Origin of the sequence: Caulobacter sp. ErkDOM-C (genome assembly GCF_048541825.1) — a bacterium.
Taxonomy (GTDB): domain Bacteria; phylum Pseudomonadota; class Alphaproteobacteria; order Caulobacterales; family Caulobacteraceae; genus Caulobacter.
Genome location: NZ_CP183332.1, coordinates 2251366 through 2270975, shown reverse-complemented (window position 1 = coordinate 2270975; position 19610 = coordinate 2251366). Strand labels below are relative to the sequence as shown.

20 protein-coding genes, 1 tRNA gene and 1 pseudogene are annotated in these 19610 nt (G+C 66.5%); 15 read left to right on the top strand and 7 right to left on the bottom strand.

The window, feature by feature from the left end; translation table 11 throughout:
* Window positions 1-37: 37 nt before the first annotated feature.
* The 10 genes from glmU (at window position 38) to ACN2C8_RS11045 (ending at window position 11058) form a co-directional block, all read left to right on the top strand.
* Window positions 38-1423 (top strand): bifunctional UDP-N-acetylglucosamine diphosphorylase/glucosamine-1-phosphate N-acetyltransferase GlmU, encoded by a 1386-nt coding sequence (gene glmU / locus ACN2C8_RS11090; protein WP_419251802.1) that lies wholly within the window; start codon window positions 38-40, stop codon window positions 1421-1423.
* On the top strand, window positions 1420-2100 hold the full coding sequence (gene rpiA / locus ACN2C8_RS11085) for a ribose-5-phosphate isomerase RpiA (protein WP_419251801.1): 681 nt from the start codon (window positions 1420-1422) through the stop codon (window positions 2098-2100). The genes glmU and rpiA overlap by 4 nt, the downstream gene beginning before the upstream one ends.
* Window positions 2101-2147: 47 nt before the next feature.
* Entirely contained in the window at window positions 2148-3542 is a 1395-nt protein-coding gene (gene gor, locus ACN2C8_RS11080; RefSeq protein WP_419251800.1) for a glutathione-disulfide reductase, read from the top strand.
* Between the two features lie 50 nt (window positions 3543-3592).
* Window positions 3593-4738, top strand: coding sequence for an O-antigen ligase family protein (locus ACN2C8_RS11075; protein ID WP_419251799.1), 1146 nt, complete (start codon window positions 3593-3595; stop codon window positions 4736-4738).
* Between the two features lie 128 nt (window positions 4739-4866).
* Entirely contained in the window at window positions 4867-6246 is a 1380-nt protein-coding gene (locus ACN2C8_RS11070; protein WP_419251798.1) for a class II 3-deoxy-7-phosphoheptulonate synthase, read from the top strand.
* 73 nt (window positions 6247-6319) lie between these two features.
* Complete coding sequence (locus tag ACN2C8_RS11065) at window positions 6320-7234, top strand: aspartyl protease family protein (RefSeq protein ID WP_419251797.1); 915 nt, start codon at window positions 6320-6322, stop codon at window positions 7232-7234.
* 103 nt (window positions 7235-7337) lie between these two features.
* Window positions 7338-9128 (top strand): long-chain-acyl-CoA synthetase, encoded by a 1791-nt coding sequence (locus ACN2C8_RS11060; RefSeq protein ID WP_419251796.1) that lies wholly within the window; start codon window positions 7338-7340, stop codon window positions 9126-9128.
* A 66-nt stretch (window positions 9129-9194) separates the two neighbouring features.
* Complete coding sequence (locus ACN2C8_RS11055) at window positions 9195-9818, top strand: hypothetical protein (protein WP_419251795.1); 624 nt, start codon at window positions 9195-9197, stop codon at window positions 9816-9818.
* Between the two features lie 6 nt (window positions 9819-9824).
* Complete coding sequence (locus ACN2C8_RS11050) at window positions 9825-10124, top strand: winged helix-turn-helix domain-containing protein (RefSeq protein ID WP_419251794.1); 300 nt, start codon at window positions 9825-9827, stop codon at window positions 10122-10124.
* A gap of 79 nt (window positions 10125-10203) precedes the next feature.
* Complete coding sequence (locus ACN2C8_RS11045; protein ID WP_419251793.1) at window positions 10204-11058, top strand: alpha/beta hydrolase; 855 nt, start codon at window positions 10204-10206, stop codon at window positions 11056-11058.
* Here the strand turns inward: ACN2C8_RS11045 and ACN2C8_RS11040 are convergent.
* Both ACN2C8_RS11040 and ACN2C8_RS11035 read right to left on the bottom strand, forming a co-directional pair.
* Window positions 11055-11948 carry a M23 family metallopeptidase gene (locus tag ACN2C8_RS11040; protein ID WP_419251792.1) on the bottom strand — a complete coding sequence of 298 codons (894 nt, stop codon included), beginning with the start codon at window positions 11946-11948 and terminating at the stop codon, window positions 11055-11057. The genes ACN2C8_RS11045 and ACN2C8_RS11040 overlap by 4 nt on opposite strands.
* A gap of 4 nt (window positions 11949-11952) precedes the next feature.
* Window positions 11953-12627, bottom strand: a complete 675-nt coding sequence (locus tag ACN2C8_RS11035; RefSeq protein ID WP_419251791.1) for a hypothetical protein — start codon at window positions 12625-12627, stop codon at window positions 11953-11955.
* Between the two features lie 201 nt (window positions 12628-12828).
* On the opposite strand from ACN2C8_RS11035, the gene panD reads away from it, so the two are divergent.
* Both panD and ACN2C8_RS11025 read left to right on the top strand, forming a co-directional pair.
* Window positions 12829-13185 (top strand): aspartate 1-decarboxylase, encoded by a 357-nt coding sequence (gene panD, locus ACN2C8_RS11030; RefSeq protein WP_419251790.1) that lies wholly within the window; start codon window positions 12829-12831, stop codon window positions 13183-13185.
* Between the two features lies 1 nt (window position 13186).
* Complete coding sequence (locus ACN2C8_RS11025) at window positions 13187-13651, top strand: hypothetical protein (protein ID WP_419251789.1); 465 nt, start codon at window positions 13187-13189, stop codon at window positions 13649-13651.
* Here ACN2C8_RS11025 and ACN2C8_RS11020 read toward each other — a convergent pair.
* Entirely contained in the window at window positions 13648-14394 is a 747-nt protein-coding gene (locus ACN2C8_RS11020; protein ID WP_419251788.1) for an SIMPL domain-containing protein, read from the bottom strand. The two genes, ACN2C8_RS11025 and ACN2C8_RS11020, sit on opposite strands and share 4 nt — an antisense overlap.
* Before the next feature lie 144 nt (window positions 14395-14538).
* Here ACN2C8_RS11020 and ACN2C8_RS11015 point away from each other — a divergent pair.
* Together ACN2C8_RS11015 and ACN2C8_RS11010 are read left to right on the top strand one after the other, a co-directional pair.
* Window positions 14539-14614: transfer RNA gene (locus ACN2C8_RS11015), tRNA-Ile, on the top strand.
* A gap of 166 nt (window positions 14615-14780) precedes the next feature.
* A pseudogene (locus ACN2C8_RS11010) lies at window positions 14781-14936 on the top strand (hypothetical protein); the annotation flags it as partial.
* A 187-nt stretch (window positions 14937-15123) separates the two neighbouring features.
* On the opposite strand, the gene ACN2C8_RS11005 reads toward ACN2C8_RS11010, so the two are convergent.
* The gene (locus ACN2C8_RS11005) at window positions 15124-16977 is read right to left on the bottom strand and encodes an alkyl/aryl-sulfatase (RefSeq protein WP_419251787.1); all 1854 of its coding nucleotides are present in this window, start codon (window positions 16975-16977) and stop codon (window positions 15124-15126) included.
* A gap of 388 nt (window positions 16978-17365) precedes the next feature.
* Here ACN2C8_RS11005 and ACN2C8_RS11000 point away from each other — a divergent pair, with 388 nt between their 5' ends.
* Complete coding sequence (locus tag ACN2C8_RS11000) at window positions 17366-17533, top strand: hypothetical protein (protein WP_419251786.1); 168 nt, start codon at window positions 17366-17368, stop codon at window positions 17531-17533.
* 14 nt (window positions 17534-17547) lie between these two features.
* Here ACN2C8_RS11000 and ACN2C8_RS10995 read toward each other — a convergent pair whose 3' ends face one another.
* The 3 genes from ACN2C8_RS10995 to ACN2C8_RS10985 form a co-directional block, all read right to left on the bottom strand.
* A complete protein-coding gene (locus tag ACN2C8_RS10995; RefSeq protein WP_419251785.1) occupies window positions 17548-17907 on the bottom strand; it encodes a MazG-like family protein in 360 nt (119 codons plus the stop codon).
* 2 nt (window positions 17908-17909) lie between these two features.
* Window positions 17910-18518 (bottom strand): TetR/AcrR family transcriptional regulator, encoded by a 609-nt coding sequence (locus ACN2C8_RS10990; RefSeq protein WP_419251784.1) that lies wholly within the window; start codon window positions 18516-18518, stop codon window positions 17910-17912.
* A gap of 64 nt (window positions 18519-18582) precedes the next feature.
* The gene (locus ACN2C8_RS10985) at window positions 18583-19605 is read right to left on the bottom strand and encodes a glutathione S-transferase N-terminal domain-containing protein (protein WP_419251783.1); all 1023 of its coding nucleotides are present in this window, start codon (window positions 19603-19605) and stop codon (window positions 18583-18585) included.
* Window positions 19606-19610: the final 5 nt, after the last annotated feature.

The following is a 19610-nucleotide window of genomic DNA, read 5'->3' as shown; positions in this document are numbered from 1 at the left end:
GCAACTTTGGTTCGTTCCCTAGAGAGTCGCCAGGACCATGACCAGCACCGCCTCGAGTCGCCCCCGGGCCGCCGTGATCCTCGCCGCCGGCCAGGGGACGCGGATGAAATCGCCGACCCCCAAGGTGCTGCACAGGATCGCCGGCCGGGCCCTGCTGGACCACGCCATTGACGCCGCCGAGGCGCTGGGTTGCGCGCGCATCGTCGTGGTGGTGGGCGCCCACAGCCCCGCCGTCGGCCTCCATGCCCGCAAGCGTCTGGGCGAAGCTGCCGTGGTTATCCAGGATCCGCCGATGGGCACAGGCCATGCTGTGCTGGCGGCCAAGGACGCCCTGGCCGATTTCGACGGTGACGTGGTGGTGACCTTCGCCGACTGCCCGCTGCTGAGCGCGCCGGTCATCGAGCCGCTGTTCGACCTGCGCGCTTCCGGCGCCGATGTGGCGGTGCTGGGCTTCGAGGCTGCCGATCCGGGCGCCTATGGCCGCCTGATCCTGGCCCCCGGCCATGTGCTGCTGCGCATCGTCGAAGCCAAGGACGCTGATGACAGCGTCAAGCAGGTCAGGCATTGCAATTCCGGCGTTCTGGCCGCCGACAGGGCCCTGCTGTTCGATATTTTGGGCAAGGTCGGCAACGACAACGCCAATGGCGAATACTACCTCACCGACGTGGTCGGTATCGCCCACGGGCGCGAGCTTTCGACCCGCGCTAGCTTCGCGGCCGAGGCCTCTGTGCAGGGCGTCAATTCCCAAGCCGAACTGGCCGCCGCCGAAGCGGTCTGGCAAAAGCGCCGCCGCAACGCCCTGATGGTCGAGGGCGTCACCCTGCCTGCCCCGGAGACGGTGCACCTGGCCTGGGACACGAAGATCGCCGCCGGTGTGACCGTGGAACAGTTCGTTGTCTTCGGACCCGGCGTCAGCGTTGCCTGCGGTGCAGTGATCAAGGCCTTCAGCCATCTGGAAGGCGCGACCGTAGGCGAGGGGGCCCTGATCGGTCCCTATGCCCGCCTGCGGCCCGGGGCGGAGATCGGCCCGGACGCCCACATCGGCAACTTCGTCGAGGTCAAGAAGGTCAAGGTCGGAGCCGGCGCCAAGGCCAACCATCTCAGCTATCTGGGCGACGGCTCGGTAGGCGAGAAGGCCAATATCGGGGCCGGCACAATCTTCTGTAACTATGACGGCTTCGACAAGTTCGAGACCCATGTCGGGGCGGGGGCCTTCATCGGCTCCAACAGCGCCCTAGTCGCGCCGGTACGGATTGGTGACGGGGCGATGACCGGTTCAGGCTCGGTGATCACCAAGGATGTGCCGCAAGGCGCTCTGGCGCTGTCGCGCAGCGAGCAGAAAAACAAGAGCGGCTGGGCCGAGGCGTTCCGGGCGCTGAAACTGGCCAAGAAGGCCAAGGCCGCCAAGAGGGACAAGACATGAGCGCCGACGATCAAAAGCGTCTGTCTGGCGAAGCCGCCGCCGAACTGGTCGAGGATGGCATGGTGGTGGGCCTGGGCACCGGCTCCACCGCCGCCTGGTTCGTCAAGGCGCTGGCGGCCCGCAAGCTGGATATCCGGGGCGTTCCGACCTCGGACGCCACCGCTAATCTGGCTCGGGAACTGGGCATCACCCTGGCCGCCCTGGATGACGTCAAGGCGCTGGACCTGACGGTCGATGGCGCCGACGAGATCGGGCCGGGCCTCAGCTTGATCAAGGGCGGCGGCGCGGCGTTGCTACGTGAGAAACTGGTCTGGGAAGCCTCCAAGCGCTGCGTGGTCATCGCTGACGCGGCCAAGCACGTGAAGCGGCTGGGCAAGTTCCCGCTACCGATCGAGGTGGTGCGGTTTGGCCATGTGCATACCGGTCAGCGCCTCGCCGACATCGCCGCCGAGTTCGAGCTGCCGCCGCCGCGCCTGCGGATGGCCGATCGCGGCGTGGTGGTCACCGATGGTGGCAACCTGATCTACGACATGGCTTCGGGCAAGATCGAGGAGCCGGCGGCCCTGGCCGCTGCGCTGAAGGCCGTGACAGGCGTCGTAGATCATGGCCTGTTCCTGGATCTGGCCGACGAGGCGCTGCTGGGAACCGACGATGGCGTGGTGCGCCTGACGCCTTGAGTTCCTAGATAGAGCGCCGCTGTTCCTTAGCCTGACTGGAGCCTTCGATGGCTGACTATGACTTCGATCTGTTCGTCATCGGCGCCGGCTCCGGGGGTGTGCGAGCCGCGCGTCTGGCTTCGCTATCGGGAGCAAAGGTGGCGGTGGCGGAAGAGTACCGGGTCGGCGGCACCTGCGTGATCCGGGGCTGCGTGCCCAAGAAGTTCATGGTCTATGCCAGTGAGGTCTCCGCGCAGCTGAAGACCGCCGAGGGCTTTGGCTGGACGATCGGCGAGCGGTCGTTCGACTGGAAGCGGTTCCTGCACGACAAGGACGTCGAGATCGCCCGGCTGTCGGGCATCTATGTCACCAATCTGCAGAAGGCCGGCGCGCACCTGCTGCATGGCAAGGCCCGGGTGATCGACCCCCACACCGTGGAGGTTCTGCCCAAGGAAGGCAGTCAGGACGCCGGCCGCTATACCGCCCGCAAGATCCTGATCGCCACCGGCGGCCGCCCCGTGAGACCAGACTTTCCGGGTGCCGAGCTGGGCATCACCTCGGACGGGGCCTTCCACATGCCCACCCTTCCCAAGCGGGTGCTGGTGGTGGGCGGTGGCTATATCGCGGTCGAGTTCGCCGGCATCTTCAACGGTCTGGGCGTCGAGACGACCCTGCTCTATCGCGGCGCCAACATCCTGCGTGGCTTTGACGACGACGTCCGCTCGCACCTGGCCGACGAGCTGGAGAAGCGCGGTATCAAGGTGGTGTTGGGCTGCTCGCACAAGAGCATCGAGCAGACCGACGCTGGCCTGGTCAGCACACTCAGCAACGACCTGACGTTCGAGACCGATGCGGTGATGTTCGCCACCGGCCGCGAGCCCTATGTCGAGGGGCTGGGCCTGGACAAGGTGGGCGTCAAGCTGAACGAGCGCGGCGCGATCGCTGTGGACAAGCATTCGAAAACCAGTGTCGACGGCATCTGGGCCGTCGGCGACGTCACCGACCGCATCAACCTGACGCCCGTGGCGATCCGCGAGGGTGCGGCCTTCGCCCAGACCGAGTTCTACGACAATCCGACCAGCTTCGATCATGACCTGGTGGCCTCGGCCGTGTTCTCGCAGCCGCCGGTCGGGGTGGTCGGCATGACCGAAGCCGAGGCTCGCCACGAATTTGGCAAGGTGGATATCTATCGCTCGGTCTTCCGGCCGATGAAGGCGACCTTCTACGGCGGCCAGGACCGGTGCCTGATCAAGCTGGTGGTCAAGCAGGACGACGAGAAGGTGGTTGGCGTCCACGTGGTGGGACCGGACTCGCCCGAGATCATCCAGATGGCGGCCATCGCCGTGAAGATGGGCGTCACCAAAAAGCAGTGGGACTCGACCTGCGCCGTCCACCCGACCCTGGCCGAGGAACTGGTGACGATGAAGGAAAAATACGCGCCGGCCGATGTGGGCGCCGGATGAGGTCTGTCGGCGGCGCGCAACGTTCCACGAAATGGCTAGGAGCTGTCGCGGTGTTCACCATCGCGCTGGTTCCGTTCGTGGGCTATCTCGCGCCGCTGGGCTTTGCGCCGCTTCTGGCCCTGTGCGGACTGCTGGCGACGCCGGGACTGGCGCAGTCGCGGCCGGCCTCGCCTCCAGCCATGGCGCTGTTCGTCCTGGTGGTCTGGGCCCTGATCAGCCTGTCCTGGAGCCCCGGCGCGCCGAACCTGGCCGACCTGAAGGACAGTGCGGACATAGAGTCCTTCACTGGACTCAAGCTGCTGTTCCAGCTGGCGCTTTACGGTTCGGCGATCGCTGCCATGCGCGGTCTGTCTGACCGGTCCGCCCGCAGCGCCGCCACGGTGCTTGCGGTAAGCGCCCTGTCCCTGTCCCTTCTGGTCGCCCTGGACGGAGTGAGCGGGGCGGCCTTCTATCAATGGCTGAGATCCGTGACCAACGATCCGATCCGGCCCGACCTTGCGGTGGTGAAGGTGTCGATCGCCACCTATGCCCTGGCGCTGCTGTTCTGGCCCACGGCGCGGATCATGAGCGGGCGGGGCTGGACGCCAGCCGCTTTCGTGCTGCTGGGCGCGGTGATCATCGGCGCCCTCGCGTTGAGCGCCGACGCCAGCTGGGCCGCCCTGGCGTTTGGTTTCATGGCCTTTGGGGCTGTTCGCCTGTTTGGCAAGGTGGCCGCGCGCCTGCTGGTCGCCGCCGTCGCAGCGCCCTTCGTGCTGGGTCCGATCATGTTGCTGTGGGGCGTGCATTCGGGACTGATCGCTTGGCTGCATCGCCACGTGCCGCGCTCCTGGGACGCCCGCCTGGATATCTGGGCCTTCACCGCCGACCATGTGCAGGCCCATGCCATTCGCGGCTGGGGCCTGGACGCCAGCCGTACTTTTGGCCCGGCGATCCCGCTGCACACCCACAACGCCGCCATGCAGCTCTGGCTGGAGCTTGGCGCGGTGGGCGCAGCCCTGGGCGGCATCTTCTTCAGCTGGGTCGCCTACAGGATTGTGGCCCTGACCGGCGAGTCCCAGGAGGATGGCGCCATAGCGGCGGGCGCTCTGGTCACCTATCTGGCCATTGGCGCTCTGAGCTTTGGGGTCTGGCAGGAATGGTGGCTGGCCCTGGGCGCTCTGACCGTCATTGCCTGCGATATCTCGCGCAAGGATTGAAGTCGCCACGCCGTCCGCTAGGATGAACTTTCCTCACTCTCGTCAAAAAGCGGCGATCGGCCGCATGATTTTGCCTTTTCCCTGCGGCTACGGTAAAAGCCGCTCCCTTTGAAGTTATAGAGCCTGTCATGACCTCGCGTTGGACCCCCGCCACCTGGAGAGCAAAACCCGCCAAGCACATCCCGTCCGACTATCCGGATGCGGGCGCTGTGGACCGGGTTGAGCAAACACTTCGCCAGATGCCGCCGCTGGTGTTTGCGGGCGAGGCGCGCCGGCTGAAGACCCTGCTGGGCGACGTGGCCGAAGGCCGCGCCTTCCTTCTGCAGGGCGGCGACTGCGCCGAGAGCTTCAAGGAATTTCACGCCGACAATATCCGCGACACCTTCCGGCTGATCCTGCAGATGGCGGTGGTCCTGACCTTTGCCGGCGGCAAGCCGGTGGTGAAGGTGGGCCGCATCGCCGGCCAGTTCGCCAAGCCGCGTTCGGAGCCGATCGAGACCATCGATGGCGTGACCCTGCCGTCCTACCGGGGCGACAACATCAACGGCATGGACTTCACGGCCGAGGAACGCATTCCCGATCCGGATCGTCTGCTGAAGGCCTATGGCCAGTCGGCCTCGACCCTGAACCTGCTGCGCGCCTTCGCCAATGGCGGCTATGCCGACCTGCACAACATCCACCGCTGGACCTTGGGCTTTGTGGGCGACAGCCCGCAGGGCGCGCGATACCGCGAGCTGTCGGAAAAGATCAGCGAAAGCCTGGCCTTCATGGCCGCCATCGGCGTGACGCCGCAAAGCCATCCGGGCCTGCATCAGGTGGAGTTCTTCACCAGCCACGAGGCCCTGCTGCTGGGCTTCGAGGAAGCCATGACCCGCGTCGATAGCACCTCGGGCGACTGGTACGACACCAGCGCCCACCTGCTGTGGATCGGCGAACGCACCCGTCAGCTGGACGGCGCGCACATCGAGTTCATGCGTGGCGTCAAGAACCCGATCGGCCTCAAGTGCGGTCCCACCATGGAAGGTGACGACCTGCTGCGCCTGATCGACGTGCTGAACCCGCACAACGAGCCGGGCCGTCTGACCCTGTACGGCCGTTTTGGCTCAGACAAGATCGCCGACCGTCTGCCGCGCCTGATGAAGGCGACCAAGGCCGCCGGCCGCTCGGTGGTCTGGGCCACCGACCCGATGCATGGCAACACGCTGAAGGCCTCGACCGGCTACAAGACCCGGCCGTTCGACCGCATCCTGTCGGAAGTGAAGTCGTTCGTTGAGATCGCCCATGCCGAAGGCGTGCACCCCGGCGGTGTCCATCTGGAAATGACCGGCCAGAACGTCACCGAGTGCCTGGGCGGGGCGCGGGCGGTTGGCGAAGGCGATCTCGCCGACCGCTACCACACCCACTGCGATCCGCGTCTGAACGGCGAGCAGGCCCTGGAACTGGCGTTCCTGGTGGCCGAGAAGCTGAAGTCGGCGCGAGAGGATCAGCGCAAGCTCGCCACCGGCTGACCCATCGGCGGTCATCGCTAGCGCCGCTTCAGGCGCGGGTATAGCCTCCTCCCGCAACGGAGGAGGCGGCGATATGGTGGATTCAACCATCTCTCGCAGGGGAATGGCAGGGCTGGCGGCCGCGCTGCTGGCTCCTCCAGCCTTCGCCCGCGATCCCGACGTCAGCCAGGTCTCCAGCAGCGAACCGCTCAAGTACCTGGACGCCGCTCGCCGCCTGACGGTGCAGGTCATGCTGAATGGCCAGGGTCCTTTCCACATGATGGTCGACACGGGGGCCAACAGCTCGGTGATCTCGATCGAGACCGCCGACAAGCTGGGTCTGGCGCGCGGCGCTCCTGTGGCGCTGCACGGCATTGCTGGCGTGCAGACCGTCGACACGGTGGTGATCGACACCCTGCAGATGGGCCATCGCATGCGGCGGCAGATGAAGGTGTCTATTGTCGCAGAGCGCCATTTGGGCGCGGCCGGTCTGCTGGGCCTGGACTGGTTGGGCGCCAACAGCCTGATGCTGAACTACGGCAAGCGCCGAATGGCGGTAGGCGAGCCGCTGCCCCTGCCGGACGAGCGAACAGTGGTGGTCAAGACCCGCACCCGCAGCGGCCTGACGCTGATTGACGCGTCGATTCCCAGCCAGAAGATCACGGCCTTCATCGACAGCGGTTCGACCACGACGGTCGGCAATCTGGCCCTGCTCAGGGCAGCCCAGGCCCGCAAGGCGATCATCGGCGCGGTGTTCGATATCGAACTGCGCAGCGCGACCGGGCAAACCTTGTCTGGTCGGTTGGCCGTGCTCAATCGGCTCACCCTGGGCAAGATGACCCTGATGAATGTGCCGGTCGTGGTGGCCCCGATCCATACCTTTGATTACTGGGGAATGTCCGACGAGCCGGCAATCCTGATCGGGTCTGACATCCTTCAGAAGTTCGAAACTGTGGCCCTGGATTTCAAACGCCGGGAGGTCAGGTTCAAGATCGCCGACCGCGGTTGAGGCCTTGGCGGTCGCCGCTTGATTGAAACGCGCGCGGCGCGCGACGGTGCGGCTTGACCCGCCGCGCGGCGCTCTCCAATGGTTGTTTGAACGGAGGGTGCTTATGCGTTTGCAGGCAAGGTTGAAGCGCGAGTGGGTGTTCCTGAAGGGGCTGATGCGCACGCTCAAGCGCGTGAAATCCATCGCTCCCGATAGCGCCAACCTGATCTGCGATGATCTCGAAGCGGCGGTCGATCGTTGGTCTGGCAGCCCCGCGATCACCTTTGAAGGCAAGACGATCACCTATGCCGAGCTGGATGCCATCGCCAACCGTTACGCCCACTGGGCCAAGGGGCAGAGCATCACCCGCGGTCAGACGGTGGCGCTGTTCATGCCCAACCGCCTGGAATATCTGGCCATCTGGTACGGGCTGTCCAAGGTGGGCGTCGCCACTGCGCTGATCAACAACCAGCTGACCGGCCCGGCCCTGGCCCACTGTCTGAACATCTCCCAGGCCTTGCACTGCATCGTCGATCCCGAGACCTCTCCCTGTTTCGAACAGGTCAAGGATGGTCTTGGCCGTCACGTCCAGCAATGGGTGCTGGGCAAGGCTCATGGCGACCAGCGCGATCTGGTCAACGCCCTGAAGAGCTGCAGTCAGCTGCGTCCCGACCGCGAGACAGCCCGGGGCGGGCTGACCGCCAAGGATACCGCGCTCTACATCTTCACGAGTGGCACCACCGGGCTGCCAAAAGCCGCGCGCATTACCCACATGCGGACGCAACTCTATATGCGCGGCTTCGCCGGTTCGACCGACGCGCGTCACACCGACCGCATCTATGTGACCTTGCCGCTCTATCACGCCACCGGCGGCCTCTGCGCCATGGGGGCGGGGCTGTTGAATGGCGGGTCGATCGTGCTTCGCAAGAAGTTCTCGGCCACGCACTTCTGGAGCGATATCCGCACCGAGAACTGCACGATGTTCGTCTATATCGGCGAGCTGTGCCGCTATCTGGCCAACCAGCCGGCCAGCGACGAGGACCGCAACCACAAGATCCGCCAGATCTTCGGCAACGGCCTGCGGCCCGACGTCTGGGACGACATGATGGATCGCTTCAAGGTCGGCGGCGTACTGGAATTCTATGGCGCCACCGAGGGCAATGTCTCGTTCTTCAACTTCGACGGGCGGCGCGGGGCCATCGGCCGTATCCCCGGCTATCTGAGGAAGAAGTTCAACACCCGCATCGTGCAGTTCGATGTGGAAACAGAGATGCCGATCCGTGGCGCCGACGGTTGCTGCATCGAGGTGGCGCCGGGCGAGGTTGGCGAATGTATTGGCCAGATCGCCAATGACGCCCGATCCAACTTTACCGGCTATGCCGACAAGGCCGCGACCGAGAAGAAGGTTCTGCACGACGTCTTCGCCAAGGGCGATGCCTGGTTCCGGACCGGCGACCTGATGCGCACCGACGGCGACGACTACATCTATTTCGTCGACCGGATCGGCGACACCTTCCGCTGGAAGGGCGAGAACGTTGCCACCAGCGAGGTCTCCGAGCGCCTGGCCGGGGTGCCCGGGGTGCTGGAGGTCAATGTCTATGGCGTCAAGATCGGCGACCTCGACGGCAAGGCCGGCATGGCCTCGCTGGTGGTGGGACCCGAGTTCGATATCACGACCCTGGCCGAACATGTCGATCGGGAACTGCCAGCCTATGCCCGGCCTATCTTTGTGCGCCTGCAGCGCGAGATCGAGACCACCGGCACCTTCAAGTATCGCAAGATCGATCTCGTCACCGAGGGGTTCGACCCGGCCATGACCAAGGACCCGCTTTATTTCCGCGATCCGGCCAAGGGCTATGTGAAGATCACCAAGGCGGTCTGCGCCAAGATCGTGGCCGGCGGATTCAAGCTCTAAGAAGAACTTTACATTTCAAAGTGAGTTCGCTATCCCTCGTCTCATTGAGCGCTGGGGATATGCGTTGTGACTGAAGAGATGAAGGCCATCCGCGACGACATCGCGTTCATGCGCGCCCTGGCCGAAGAGGGGCGTCAGGCTCCTTTGCTGGGCGGCTCGATGCTGGTTGCGGCGGGCGCGATCTTCGGCACGGCCAGCCTGATCCAGTGGGCGATCCTGTCGAAGGTGTTGCAGGCTCCATCCGTGATGCTGATGGTGGTCTGGGTCGCCGCCGTTCTCCTTCACCTGGTGATGGTGGGCGTGCTCAGGCGCGGGGTCGGCGCCAAGCCCGGGGCGGGATCATCTGGCAATCGCGCCATGCGCAACGCCTGGATGGGCGTGGGCTGGGGCTGTTTCGTGATCTTCACCGCCCTGGCCGTGGCCAGCTGGAAAACCCGGGACCTCAACCTGATCAACTTCTCACCGTCCATCGTGCTGGCGCTCTATGGCGGCGCATGGTCGGTGGCGGCGGCTATGTCTCGGATAGTCTGGCTAAGGGTCGTTGCGGTCGCCTCGTTCGCGAGCGCCATCGGGATGGCGCTGCTGATGGGCAGTAGCTGGGCCTGGCTGGGTTACGCCGCCGCCCTGTATCTGCTGGCGATGGTCCCGGGCCTGATCCTGATGCGGCAAGAACCTTCGGACATCGTCTAGGTCGCCATGGACGATTTCGAGATCGAACACATCGACGAGGTCATTCACGGGCGTGTGCGCCTGGGGATCATGGCCTATCTGTCGGGCGCCGAGGTCGCGGAGTTCAACGCGCTGAAGGCCAGGCTGTCGGTCACCGACGGCAACCTGTCGGTCCACCTGCGCAAGCTGGAAGACGCGGGCTACGTGGCCATCGACAAGAGCTTCGTCGGTCGCAAACCGCTTACGCGCGTCAGCCTGACCGAGATCGGCCGCACGGCCTTTGGCCTCTATCTCGACGCCATCGGCAAGCTGGTCGATGGGCGCTGAAATCGCCTCGTCCAAACCCGCGTTTCTCGCGTATCTGTAACAAGACGCAGGGGCGGAGCGAGACGTGGTGAGTGGTTCTATGACGCGACGCGTCGGCTTGACGGCCCTGGCGGGATCCCTGGCAAGCGCTTGCTCGCCGCTTTCGATGTTCGCGACCCTGACGCCCAAGGACGCTGCGCGCACGCCCATGCGGGGCGCAGCCTACGGGAAAGGCGCGCGTCAGACGCTGGACGTCTATGCGCCGCCCACGGCGACGGGCGCCGAGCCGGTGGCGGTGTTCTTCTATGGCGGTTCGTGGGATTCTGGTCGGCGCGCCGACTATGCCTGGGCGGGCAGGGCGGTGGCTGCGCGCGGTTTCCTGACGCTGGTGCCAGACTATCGTCTCTATCCCGAAGTCGTCTTTCCAGACTTCCTCGACGACTGCGCGGCGGCGGTGCGCTGGGCGGTCGACAACGCCAGGGCCCTGGGAGGGGATCCTGACCGGGTCGTCCTGATCGGTCACTCGGCCGGCGCCTACAATGCCGCCATGCTGGCCTTGGACCCTCGCTATCTAAAGGCGGCGGGCGTCGAACCCGGGGCTGTCCGGGCTTTCGCTGGACTGTCGGGGCCCTATGATTTCCTGCCCCTGGATGGGCCGATCACGCGGCGCACCTTCGGTCAGGCCCCGGATCTGCCGGCCACCCAGCCGGGACAGTTCGCGAGCGCCCGCTCGCCGGCCGCTTTCCTCGCCTCCGGAGACGCCGACACCACGGTCTATCCGCGCAACACCCGCAAGCTGGCCGCCGCCCTGCGCCAGGTGGGCGGCAAGGTCGAAGAGCGACACTATCCGGGGCTGGACCACGCCGACACGGTGCTGGCCCTGTCGCGCCCGTTCCGCGCCAAGACCAACCTTCTGGGCGAGATGACGGCCTTCCTGAAGGCCGCAGCGATCTAGCCGCAGACCCCGCCGTTCAGCTTGCGCTGATAGGCCTCGGCCAGGCTGAGATAAGGCGGGATGAAGGTCTGGACCGCCACCGGCTTGCCGTCGGTCGTCACTCCGGCCAGGCCCGCCCGCATCTCGAAATGCAGGTGGATGGTAGTGGGCGTGCCGCCAAAGTCGTTGGACACCTTGCCCAGCTTCTGGCCGGCCGTGACCTTGGCTCCCTCGGCCACCGCCAGGGTCGACATCTGCATGTGCAGGTAACGGTAGGTGTAGTGTGGCGCGGCCTTGCCCACGAGCGTCACGGTATAGGTCCCGATGTCGGTGATCGTGCCGGCCTCGGTGGCGACCGCCCAGTGTTCGTTCTTCTTGCAGGTGGCCGGGCGGATGTCCTGGCCCTGGTGACCGGTTCCCGAGGCGCAAAGGGGGCTGGTCCGCGAGCGCGCCTCGCAGAAATTGTCACGCCAGGGCAGGGTGTAGTTCAGGCTGTCGCACTGGCTGGGCTTGCCGGGCGGACCCATGCCGCCGCCGGGGCCATAGACCTGGGAGTTGGCGAAGCCGGCTTCCTGCAGGGGCCAGCACATGGTCGGCGCCCAGACGGTGCGGTCCAGATAGCCCGAGCCCTGTCCGCTGGGTAACTGGCCGGCGGGGCCGTGGTCGAAGGTGGCCGGCGAGGGGGCGGGCGGCTCTGCCGGCTGCACCGGATCGCCGGGGCTGGGCGGCAGGGGCTCGGAGGCTTCCTGCTCGGCGCCGCCATCGACGGGCTCGTCATCGGCCTTGGGCGGGCCGGGCTCGGCCGACGGCGGCTTGGGCGGCGCGTCGGGCGCGGGGGTCTTGGGATCGCAGGCGGTCAGGGCCAGGGCGGCCAGAACCGCCAGGGCCAGGGGCGCGGTCAGCTTGCTCATCGGCTCAGCCCCCCAGGCCGGCTTCGGCGCGGGCGGCGGCGCCCAGCACCACGGTCGTGGTCTTGCCGACCAAACCCAGCACATAGTTGTCGTCAGCGCAGCGCAGATCGCCCGCCTTCTCGCAGCGGATCTCGACGGTGTAGAGCACGCCATAGCGGATGAAGCTGGCCAGCTGGCCATCGACCGTGCGCTGCACCGTCAGGCCTTCGGGACCGACGGGATCGATCTTCAGGGGCTTTGCAGCGGGCAGGGGAATGATGGCCGTCGTGCCGCTCAGCGAGATGCCGGCTCCGGGGGCGTCGGCGGTGATCGTATAGTAGTCGCCGAAGCTGTAGATGCGCGCCCCGGCCGTCAGCTTGGCGTCATTGGGCAGCAGGATCGGCACGCGGGTGGCGTCCACCTCGCCCTTGTCGAGATTGGCGCCCAGGGTGTCGGACGCGCCGCCGCTCTGGCGCAGGCCGCCCACGGCGCCCTGCCAGTCGACCCGGCCGCCTCGGCGGGGCGGAACGGTCGTCGCGGAAGGGACCCGGGTCAAAACTGGCGAGCGCGTGGCGCCGATCGGCGCGCCCGTCGCTGGATCCACCCGTGTCTGCGCCGTGACGCGCGAGGCGATGGTCCCGCCAACGCCCACGGTCGCGACGACTATGGCCGCCGCGACGATCAGTTGTCCGTTACGCATGGTCCCCACCGCATAACCTCGTTCGTTCAACCCTAGCGCGGATGGAAGGTGTTGTTAACCCTTTCGACTCACTCTTACGACCGAGGGGCCGAGGCGATTGAACCGGCGCGGCTTCGTGGCTATATGGCCGCATTGCCTTGGGCCCATGTGTGTGGCGGCCGTGGCAAAGTCCAGCTTAGTCAAGGGGATACAGGTTCCGCCATGCTGCTCACCATGCTCAAGGCCAAGCTTCACCGCGCCACCGTCACCCAGGCGGACCTGGACTATGAAGGCTCGATCGCCATCGACCGCGACCTGCTGGACGCCTCGGGCATCCTGCCCAACGAGCAGGTCGATGTGTTGAACATCACCAACGGCGCGCGCTTCACCACCTACGCCATCGAGGCCCCCCGCGGCTCGAAGGTGATCGGCGTCAATGGCGCCGCCGCGCGCCTGGTGCAGAAGAACGACACCGTCATTATCGTCACCTACTGCCAGTTGCCGGCCGAGGAAGCGCGCAACTACGCGCCGACCGTGGTGCTGCTGGATGACGGTAACCTGATCAAGAAGGCCGCCTAGGATGCGCCGTCTGGTCGGATTCACCCTCGTCGCCGGCCTGCTGGCCGGCTGCGCGCCCAAACTTCCCGAAGGGATCGATGAGACCCGCCTGACGGAAACCATCGGTCGCGCCATCGGCTCGCCCTCGACCTGCGTGATGATGGCCGACGCCTCTGGCGCGGTGGTCTGGCGCGCGGGCGGCTACATCACCTGCGCCCGCAATCTGCCCACCTGCGCGGGCGGCCAGCCGGTGATCGCCGAGGTCGTGCTCAAGAGCGCCATCGGCAAGCCGGCCCGCTTCGCCAGCTGTCCGACGGGCACGGGCGGGGTCAACACCGTCGGCTGGGCCTTGGGCCCGGTGCCGACCAGCGAGGGCAAGCCCGCCCGCAACCTGACCTATGTGGCGGTCATGGAAGGCGAGCGGGCCCTGCCGGGCCGTGAGGTTCAGGAACGCGTCGAGCGGGCCTTCACCAAGGCTGGCTTTTAGCGGGCCACCTCATAGGTGGCCGTTACGTCGATCCGCACCTTCAGCTCGCCGGCGGCGATCTGTGTGGAGTCGGCCATTTCGCGCTTGGCCATGGCGAACACCGGCATCGGCTGCGCGGGCGAATAGCCGCCGCCTTCGCCCAGATTGACCAGGCGCACGATCTTGTAACCCGTGGCCCGGGCATAGAGGTCGGCCTTGGCCTGCAGGGCTTTAACGGCGTCCATGCGAGCCGCGTCCTCGGCGACCTGCGGGTTCTGCAGGCCAAAGCTGATGCCGCCCACGGTGTTGGCGCCGGCGCCGACCGTGGCGTCCACCGCCTGGCCCAACTTGCCCAGGTCGCGCACGGTCACCGTCACCTGGTTGCTGACCTGATAGCCGCTGAACTTGGGCGGCTGGTTCTGCTCGTAAACGTACTGAGGGTTCACGTTCAGGTTCGAGGTCTGGATGTCGCGATCGGCGATCCCGGCCCTGCGCAGGGCGGCCATCACCTGGTTCATCTTCGCGCCATTGGCCTTCAGAGCGCCGGCGGCCGTCATGTCGTCGGTCTGCACGCCCAGGGTGATGGAGGCCATGTCGGGGGCGACATTGGTCTCGCCGAAGGCAGCCAGGCTGAAGGTGGTGGCGCGGAAGGCGGCGTCCGGCGCGCTCTGGGCCATGGCGGGGGCGGCGGCGAGGGCGAACGCGCCCCCCAAGGCGGCTGGGAGCAGGGCGGCCGAGGCGATGCGGGCGGCGAACGAAGTCATGACTGAAGTCTCCTGTCGGGTGGTCCTGAAAGCTTGACCGACCCTGTATGGTTCCCTGATGACGGACCGAACCTGAACGGGAGCTTTAAGCCGCGTTGTGCCCATGCTAATGCGCCTTCCTCCGAACGTGACGCCCGTTCATGGGGGCCTGTAGCTCAATGGTTAGAGCCGACCGCTCATAACGGTCTGGTTGGGGGTTCGAGTCCCTCCGGGCCTACCAATTTTCTATATTTATATAATTAAAACAGTACCTTGCTCAAGGTTTGACGGTGGCGGCTTAGCACCCCCGTTTTTCGCGGCCGGCGGTCTTCGGTGGAGGCGCTCTTATCGGCGCTTGCCCGAGGTCAGTTTACGCCAATCACCAGACCATCCCTGCGGCGCTAAGGGTGGTTTGGGGACGTTGCTCCCTCTCCCATAGGGAGAGGGTTGGGGTGAGGGGTTACGGCGTTCGACGGAGTGCCGGCACGCCGTCAAGCCTCGTAACCCCTCACCCTCCCACCGCTTCGCGGCGGGCCCCTCCCTCTCCCTCTGGAAGAGGGATTTAGGTCAGTAATGGGTCGTTTTTCCCCGTTGGGTTCGGGCCAACAAGCGGACGGTGGCATCCGGTTCTGGGAAGAAGACGTTCGGAACGGGCGAGATGAGTCAGAAGCGGCGGTTTGCGCCTAAAGCGCATTGCCGGCAATTTTCCGAGCAGATTTGGACCGTGAGTGGCCGCACCGGCGCAACGCTCTAGGGCGCCGAGATCTCGAACCAGAGGTCGAAGCGATCCAGGAGCGCCAGCAGGTTGACCAGGGCGCCCGCGCCCGGACCCTCCAGCGCAACCTCGTCGGGCGTCTTGGCGCCGTGCACCAGATCGACCAGAAGGTCCCGGGTCAGCTCGACCTGCGGCCCGCCCGCGCCAGGCCTATGGTGCAGCACAGCGTTCTCGACGCTGACCGCGAAGCGCTCGCCGGTGTCGGTGAAGACCGCCGTGAACGCGATCTCCGTCGCCCCGGCCTTCTCGCCGTTCAGCCGCACCGAAAGGGAATCCAGTACATTGTCGGTGGGCATGGTCCGCAGCTGGCCGGCCGAGGCCTGGCGGGGCGTGGCGCTGGGCGGCCTGGGATTTCGCAGCTCCTGGGCGCCGGTCAGGTAGAAGTCCCGCCACGGCCCGGACTCCGCCTGAAAGCCCATCTGCTCGAAGGCGTCGGCCTGCAGGGCCCGGGCTTCCAGGTTGGCCGGATCGGCGAACACAAGATGGCCGACCAGTTCGGCGACCCAGCGGTAGTCGCCCGCCGCGAACGCCTCGCGCGCCTGCGCCAGCAGCCGCTCGGCCCCGCCCATCGCCGCGACATAGCGCCGGCCCGCAGCCTCGGGCGGATGCTTGTGCAGGTTGGCCGGGTTGCCGTCGAACCAGCCGAGGTAGCGCTGGTAGACCGCCTTGGCGTTGTGGCTGAGTGTTCCATAGTAACTGCGCGTGTGCCACTCGGCTTCCAGGGTCGGCGGCAGCCGCAGAACCTCGGCGATCTCGGTGGCGTTGAGCCCGTGGTTGGCCATCCGCAGCGTCTGGTCGTGGATGTACTTGTAGAGGTCGCGCTGCTGGGTCAGGAATCGGCGGACCGGACCGGCGTCCCACCGCGGCCAGTGGTGGCTCGCGAACATCACCCTCGTATCGGCGCCGAACAACGCCAGCGCCTCGTCGATGTAGAAACTCCAGGCCTTTGCATCCCGCACCTGGGCCCCGCGCGGCGTGTACAGATTGTGCAGGTGGCAGGTACAGTTCTCCGCCATGCACAGCGCGCCGAACTTCGGGAAGAAGAAGTTCATCTCGGCCGGCGCCTCGGTGTCCGGGGTCACCTGGAAGCGGATCTCGATCCCGTCGACCGTCAGGGTCTGGCCGGTGTGGGTGATGGACTCGGTGGGCGCCACCAGGGCGACACGGCCAGTGGACGTGCCCTTTCCGAGCCCGGAGTCCACATGGCCCTGCGGATCCTTGGGCAGCAGGCCGCCGTACATGTACGTCGCCCGGCGGCTCATCACATTGCCGGCCAGGACGTTCTCGGCGACGGCCGCCTGCAGAAAGCCCTCGGGGGCGATGATCCGCAGGCCCGCGGCGATCTCCTCCGGCGAGGCGACACCCAGGATGCCGCCGTAGTGGTCCACGTGGCTGTGGGTGTAGATCACCGCGCTGACCGGCCGGTCGCCCTTCTCGTCGCGCAGCAGCTTCAGCGCCGCTGCCGCCGGCTGGGCCGAGGTCAGCGGATCGATGACAATCCAGCCGGTCTCGCCCTCGATGAAGGTGATGTTGGAGATGTCGAAGCCGCGCACCTGGTAGACGCCGGGCGTCACCTCGAACAGGCCATGATGGGCGTTGAGCCGCGCCTGCCGCCAGAGGCTGGGGTTCACGGTGTCGGGCCGCTCGCCCTCCAGAAAGGCGAAGGGACGTTGGCTCCAGGCGCCGGGCACGTCAGCGTCGGGGATCGAGCCGACGAAGCCGCGCTTTGCCAGCGCGAAGTCGCCGCCGTCATCGGCGGGCAGAGCCGCCGCCATGGCCGAATGCGCCGCCCGCGTCGCCTCGGTGGCGGTCTTCCGTGTCAGGTCCATGTCGCTGTCTCCCCCCGGCATCGTCTTCCAGCGCCTATGCCGGAATGCCACCATACAACAGCGACTTTGGGTCGAAAGGCAGGCCCGTCAAATAGCGGTCCACCAAGCCCTGTGGAATTTACAGGTTAACTCCGCCGAACCAAAGAGGGCCCCCGACCCATCGATCCGAAATAGCTGGCCCAGCAGGTTGGACAACCAGCATTTAAGCCGTTGGTTTCTCTTTGGCGGCCACTGAGCGATTTGACAGGGCAAGGCTCTGAAAAGTCTCGTTTCTCCCTTGCCCTCCGGGCCTAACAAGCCTTCTCCATGAGAGGGGCATCGATCGCCGACTCATGAGATCGTCACGCTCTGGCGGCATGGTCCTGCCCGAACCGATCTGGGAAACCCCATGAAACCGCCGATCAAGCGCCTGTCCGACCTCAAGCCCGCCACCCAGGCCGAGGTCTATGCGCGCGCTACGCCAAAGGCCTCGCGCCGCAAGACCGCCAAGGTCCTGACCCCTGCGGAGAAGGCGGCGTTTCTGGCGTCGCGGCCGGATCTGGCTCCGAAATCCTGAGCCTGCCTGATTTTCTAGATTGATGTGGGTTCGCTGGAGGTCCCCGCCAACCGCGTCCGCAGCCCAACCTTCTCCGACGTCTTGTTGAACTTCTCCGCCACCGCGCGGTCCAGGTCGATGCCCAACTGCATGGCGATCAGGTCGGCGCAGATGATGACGTCGGCCAGTTCTTCGGCCAGGTCGGCGACGCTGGCCCGCGAGCCGGCAATGCCCATGCGCTCGCGTTCCAGCTTCTTGATCAGGTTGCAGGCTTCGCCCACCTCGCCGGCCAGTTCGTTGCCGCGATAGGACAGGGTGATCTGGCCGTCGGTGTCCCACTCGGCCTGCCGAGCCAGGTTGGCGGCGCGCAGGGTGGGGTAGGGGACATCGCTCATCGTCAGGCCTCGTCGAGAATGCGGCGGACGGCGGCGCGCAGCACCTCTGACGCCTTCTCGATGCTCAGGCCCTGCTCGCGGCGCAGCCGGGACCAGGCCTCGAAGCTGAGCAGCAGGTCCAGGGTCTCGACCTTCAGCGGGTCATCGGCCAGCGGCGGGCGGAGCTCGCGCACCAGGATCTGGCGCAGGACGATCACCAGCTTGCCACTGTCCTGGCTGAGGAAGCGCGAGCGGTGGCGATAGGCCTCCGAGGCGTGCTTGAACGGCGCGATCCGCTCGAAGGCGAAGGCGCGGCGGTCAACCAGTTCGAGAATGCGGTCCTTCCAGTCGGTTGAGCGGAACGGGGTGTGGACCACGGCGCGCAGCTCGTCCTCGATGGCGACGGACATCTCGCTGTACAGGCTGTCCATATCCTTGAAGTGCCGGAACACGGTGCGCAGACCCACATCGGCGCGGGCCGCCACCTGCTCGGCGCTGGGCGACATGTCGCCGGTGCGGATGATCTCCAGCATGGCGTCCACGATGCTGGCGCGGTTGGTCTGGCCGCGACGGCGCCGGCCATCGGTCTGCTGCGCCGGCTTCTCGGTCGCCTTGCTTGCTTCTTGCGTCACGCAACCCCGCCAGACAAATCAGCTCCAGATTTCCTTAAGGTGCGGCGCCGTCTGGCGCCAGTGTTCACGCAAACAGCGGCGCGCAGCCGGTGGCCTCCATCAGGTCGTCGATCAGGGCCTTGTCCGGCGCGTCCAGCGCCTCGCGGGCCTCGCGCAGCCAGCCCAGGCACTTGGCCTGATAGGGGAAGGGCGGCTGGGTCCAGGGCAGGCCGTCGACTGTGGTCTCCACCGTCGCCGCACCGGTCATCACCGCCCTGGCGTTGGCCAGCATGACGGGCGGATAGACCCGGCCGATCTGGGCGAGAACGGCCGCCAGCGTCGGAGGCGGCGCGTCCAGGCTAATCCAGTCGTCGTCGCCCGGCTCCAGGCCCGACAGATCTTCCATCTGGCTGACCCAGGCAAACACCCGGGGCGCGATCTCCAGAGTCAGGGCCATGGGGGTGGGGTCGAACTGCGCCAGCTGGGTCAATTGTCCGTATACGGCGAAGTCGCCGGCAGCGGGCCGCGCTCCCAGCAGGAACGGCTGGACCGTCAGATGCGCCTCGAAGGCCTCGAGGAAGCGGCGATAGCTGGCCTCGATCACCGGCGCGGTGGTGGGGTTGGAGCCCACCACGTACAGGCGGTCGATCTGCCGTCGGCTGAACTGCTCGCCGCGCTGGGCCAGTTCGGCGTCGGGAATGGTGGCCCCGCGCCAGCAGGGCAGGATGGCGGCGGCGCGGGCGATGTCAGCTGGATAGCTCCAGCGATAGTGGAACATCGCCTTGGTCAGCCACTCATCGGCATAGTCCTCGATCAGGGCGTCGACGAAGGCCAGGGCCGGATCGGGCGGAACGATCGCGCGGCCGGCGTGCTCGGCCTCCAGCCGGCGGATGATCGGCGAGGAGTCGACCACCGCCTCAAGCGCCCCGTCGGGACCCGGCAGGTAGAAGGTCGGCAACAGCTGCACCTTGGGCCGGGGCAGGCCGTCCAGCGCCTGTCCCGAGCTGGGCAGGAAGCGATAGGCCAGGCGGCGATAACGCAGCACCGCCAGCATCTTGCGGGTGTAGGGCGAGCCGGGCGCGCCGCTGAGGGCGATGGGATCGGTCATGGGGC

Excerpts from the sequence above, each read along its gene's own strand:
- glmU (WP_419251802.1), top strand. The coding sequence starts at position 38 with ATGACCAGCACCGCCTCGAGTCGCCCCCGGGCCGCCGTGATCCTCGCC.
- rpiA (WP_419251801.1), top strand. The coding sequence starts at position 1,420 with ATGAGCGCCGACGATCAAAAGCGTCTGTCTGGCGAAGCCGCCGCCGAA.
- gor (WP_419251800.1), top strand. The coding sequence starts at position 2,148 with ATGGCTGACTATGACTTCGATCTGTTCGTCATCGGCGCCGGCTCCGGG.
- ACN2C8_RS11070 (WP_419251798.1), top strand. The coding sequence starts at position 4,867 with ATGACCTCGCGTTGGACCCCCGCCACCTGGAGAGCAAAACCCGCCAAG.
- ACN2C8_RS11065 (WP_419251797.1), top strand. The coding sequence starts at position 6,320 with ATGGTGGATTCAACCATCTCTCGCAGGGGAATGGCAGGGCTGGCGGCC.
- ACN2C8_RS11060 (WP_419251796.1), top strand. The coding sequence starts at position 7,338 with ATGCGTTTGCAGGCAAGGTTGAAGCGCGAGTGGGTGTTCCTGAAGGGG.
- ACN2C8_RS11050 (WP_419251794.1), top strand. The coding sequence starts at position 9,825 with ATGGACGATTTCGAGATCGAACACATCGACGAGGTCATTCACGGGCGT.
- ACN2C8_RS11045 (WP_419251793.1), top strand. The coding sequence starts at position 10,204 with ATGACGCGACGCGTCGGCTTGACGGCCCTGGCGGGATCCCTGGCAAGC.
- ACN2C8_RS11040 (WP_419251792.1), bottom strand. The coding sequence starts at position 11,948 with ATGAGCAAGCTGACCGCGCCCCTGGCCCTGGCGGTTCTGGCCGCCCTG.
- ACN2C8_RS11035 (WP_419251791.1), bottom strand. The coding sequence starts at position 12,627 with ATGCGTAACGGACAACTGATCGTCGCGGCGGCCATAGTCGTCGCGACC.
- panD (WP_419251790.1), top strand. The coding sequence starts at position 12,829 with ATGCTGCTCACCATGCTCAAGGCCAAGCTTCACCGCGCCACCGTCACC.
- ACN2C8_RS11025 (WP_419251789.1), top strand. The coding sequence starts at position 13,187 with ATGCGCCGTCTGGTCGGATTCACCCTCGTCGCCGGCCTGCTGGCCGGC.
- ACN2C8_RS11020 (WP_419251788.1), bottom strand. The coding sequence starts at position 14,394 with ATGACTTCGTTCGCCGCCCGCATCGCCTCGGCCGCCCTGCTCCCAGCC.
- ACN2C8_RS11005 (WP_419251787.1), bottom strand. The coding sequence starts at position 16,977 with ATGGACCTGACACGGAAGACCGCCACCGAGGCGACGCGGGCGGCGCAT.
- ACN2C8_RS11000 (WP_419251786.1), top strand. The coding sequence starts at position 17,366 with ATGAAACCGCCGATCAAGCGCCTGTCCGACCTCAAGCCCGCCACCCAG.
- ACN2C8_RS10995 (WP_419251785.1), bottom strand. The coding sequence starts at position 17,907 with ATGAGCGATGTCCCCTACCCCACCCTGCGCGCCGCCAACCTGGCTCGG.
- ACN2C8_RS10985 (WP_419251783.1), bottom strand. The coding sequence starts at position 19,605 with ATGACCGATCCCATCGCCCTCAGCGGCGCGCCCGGCTCGCCCTACACC.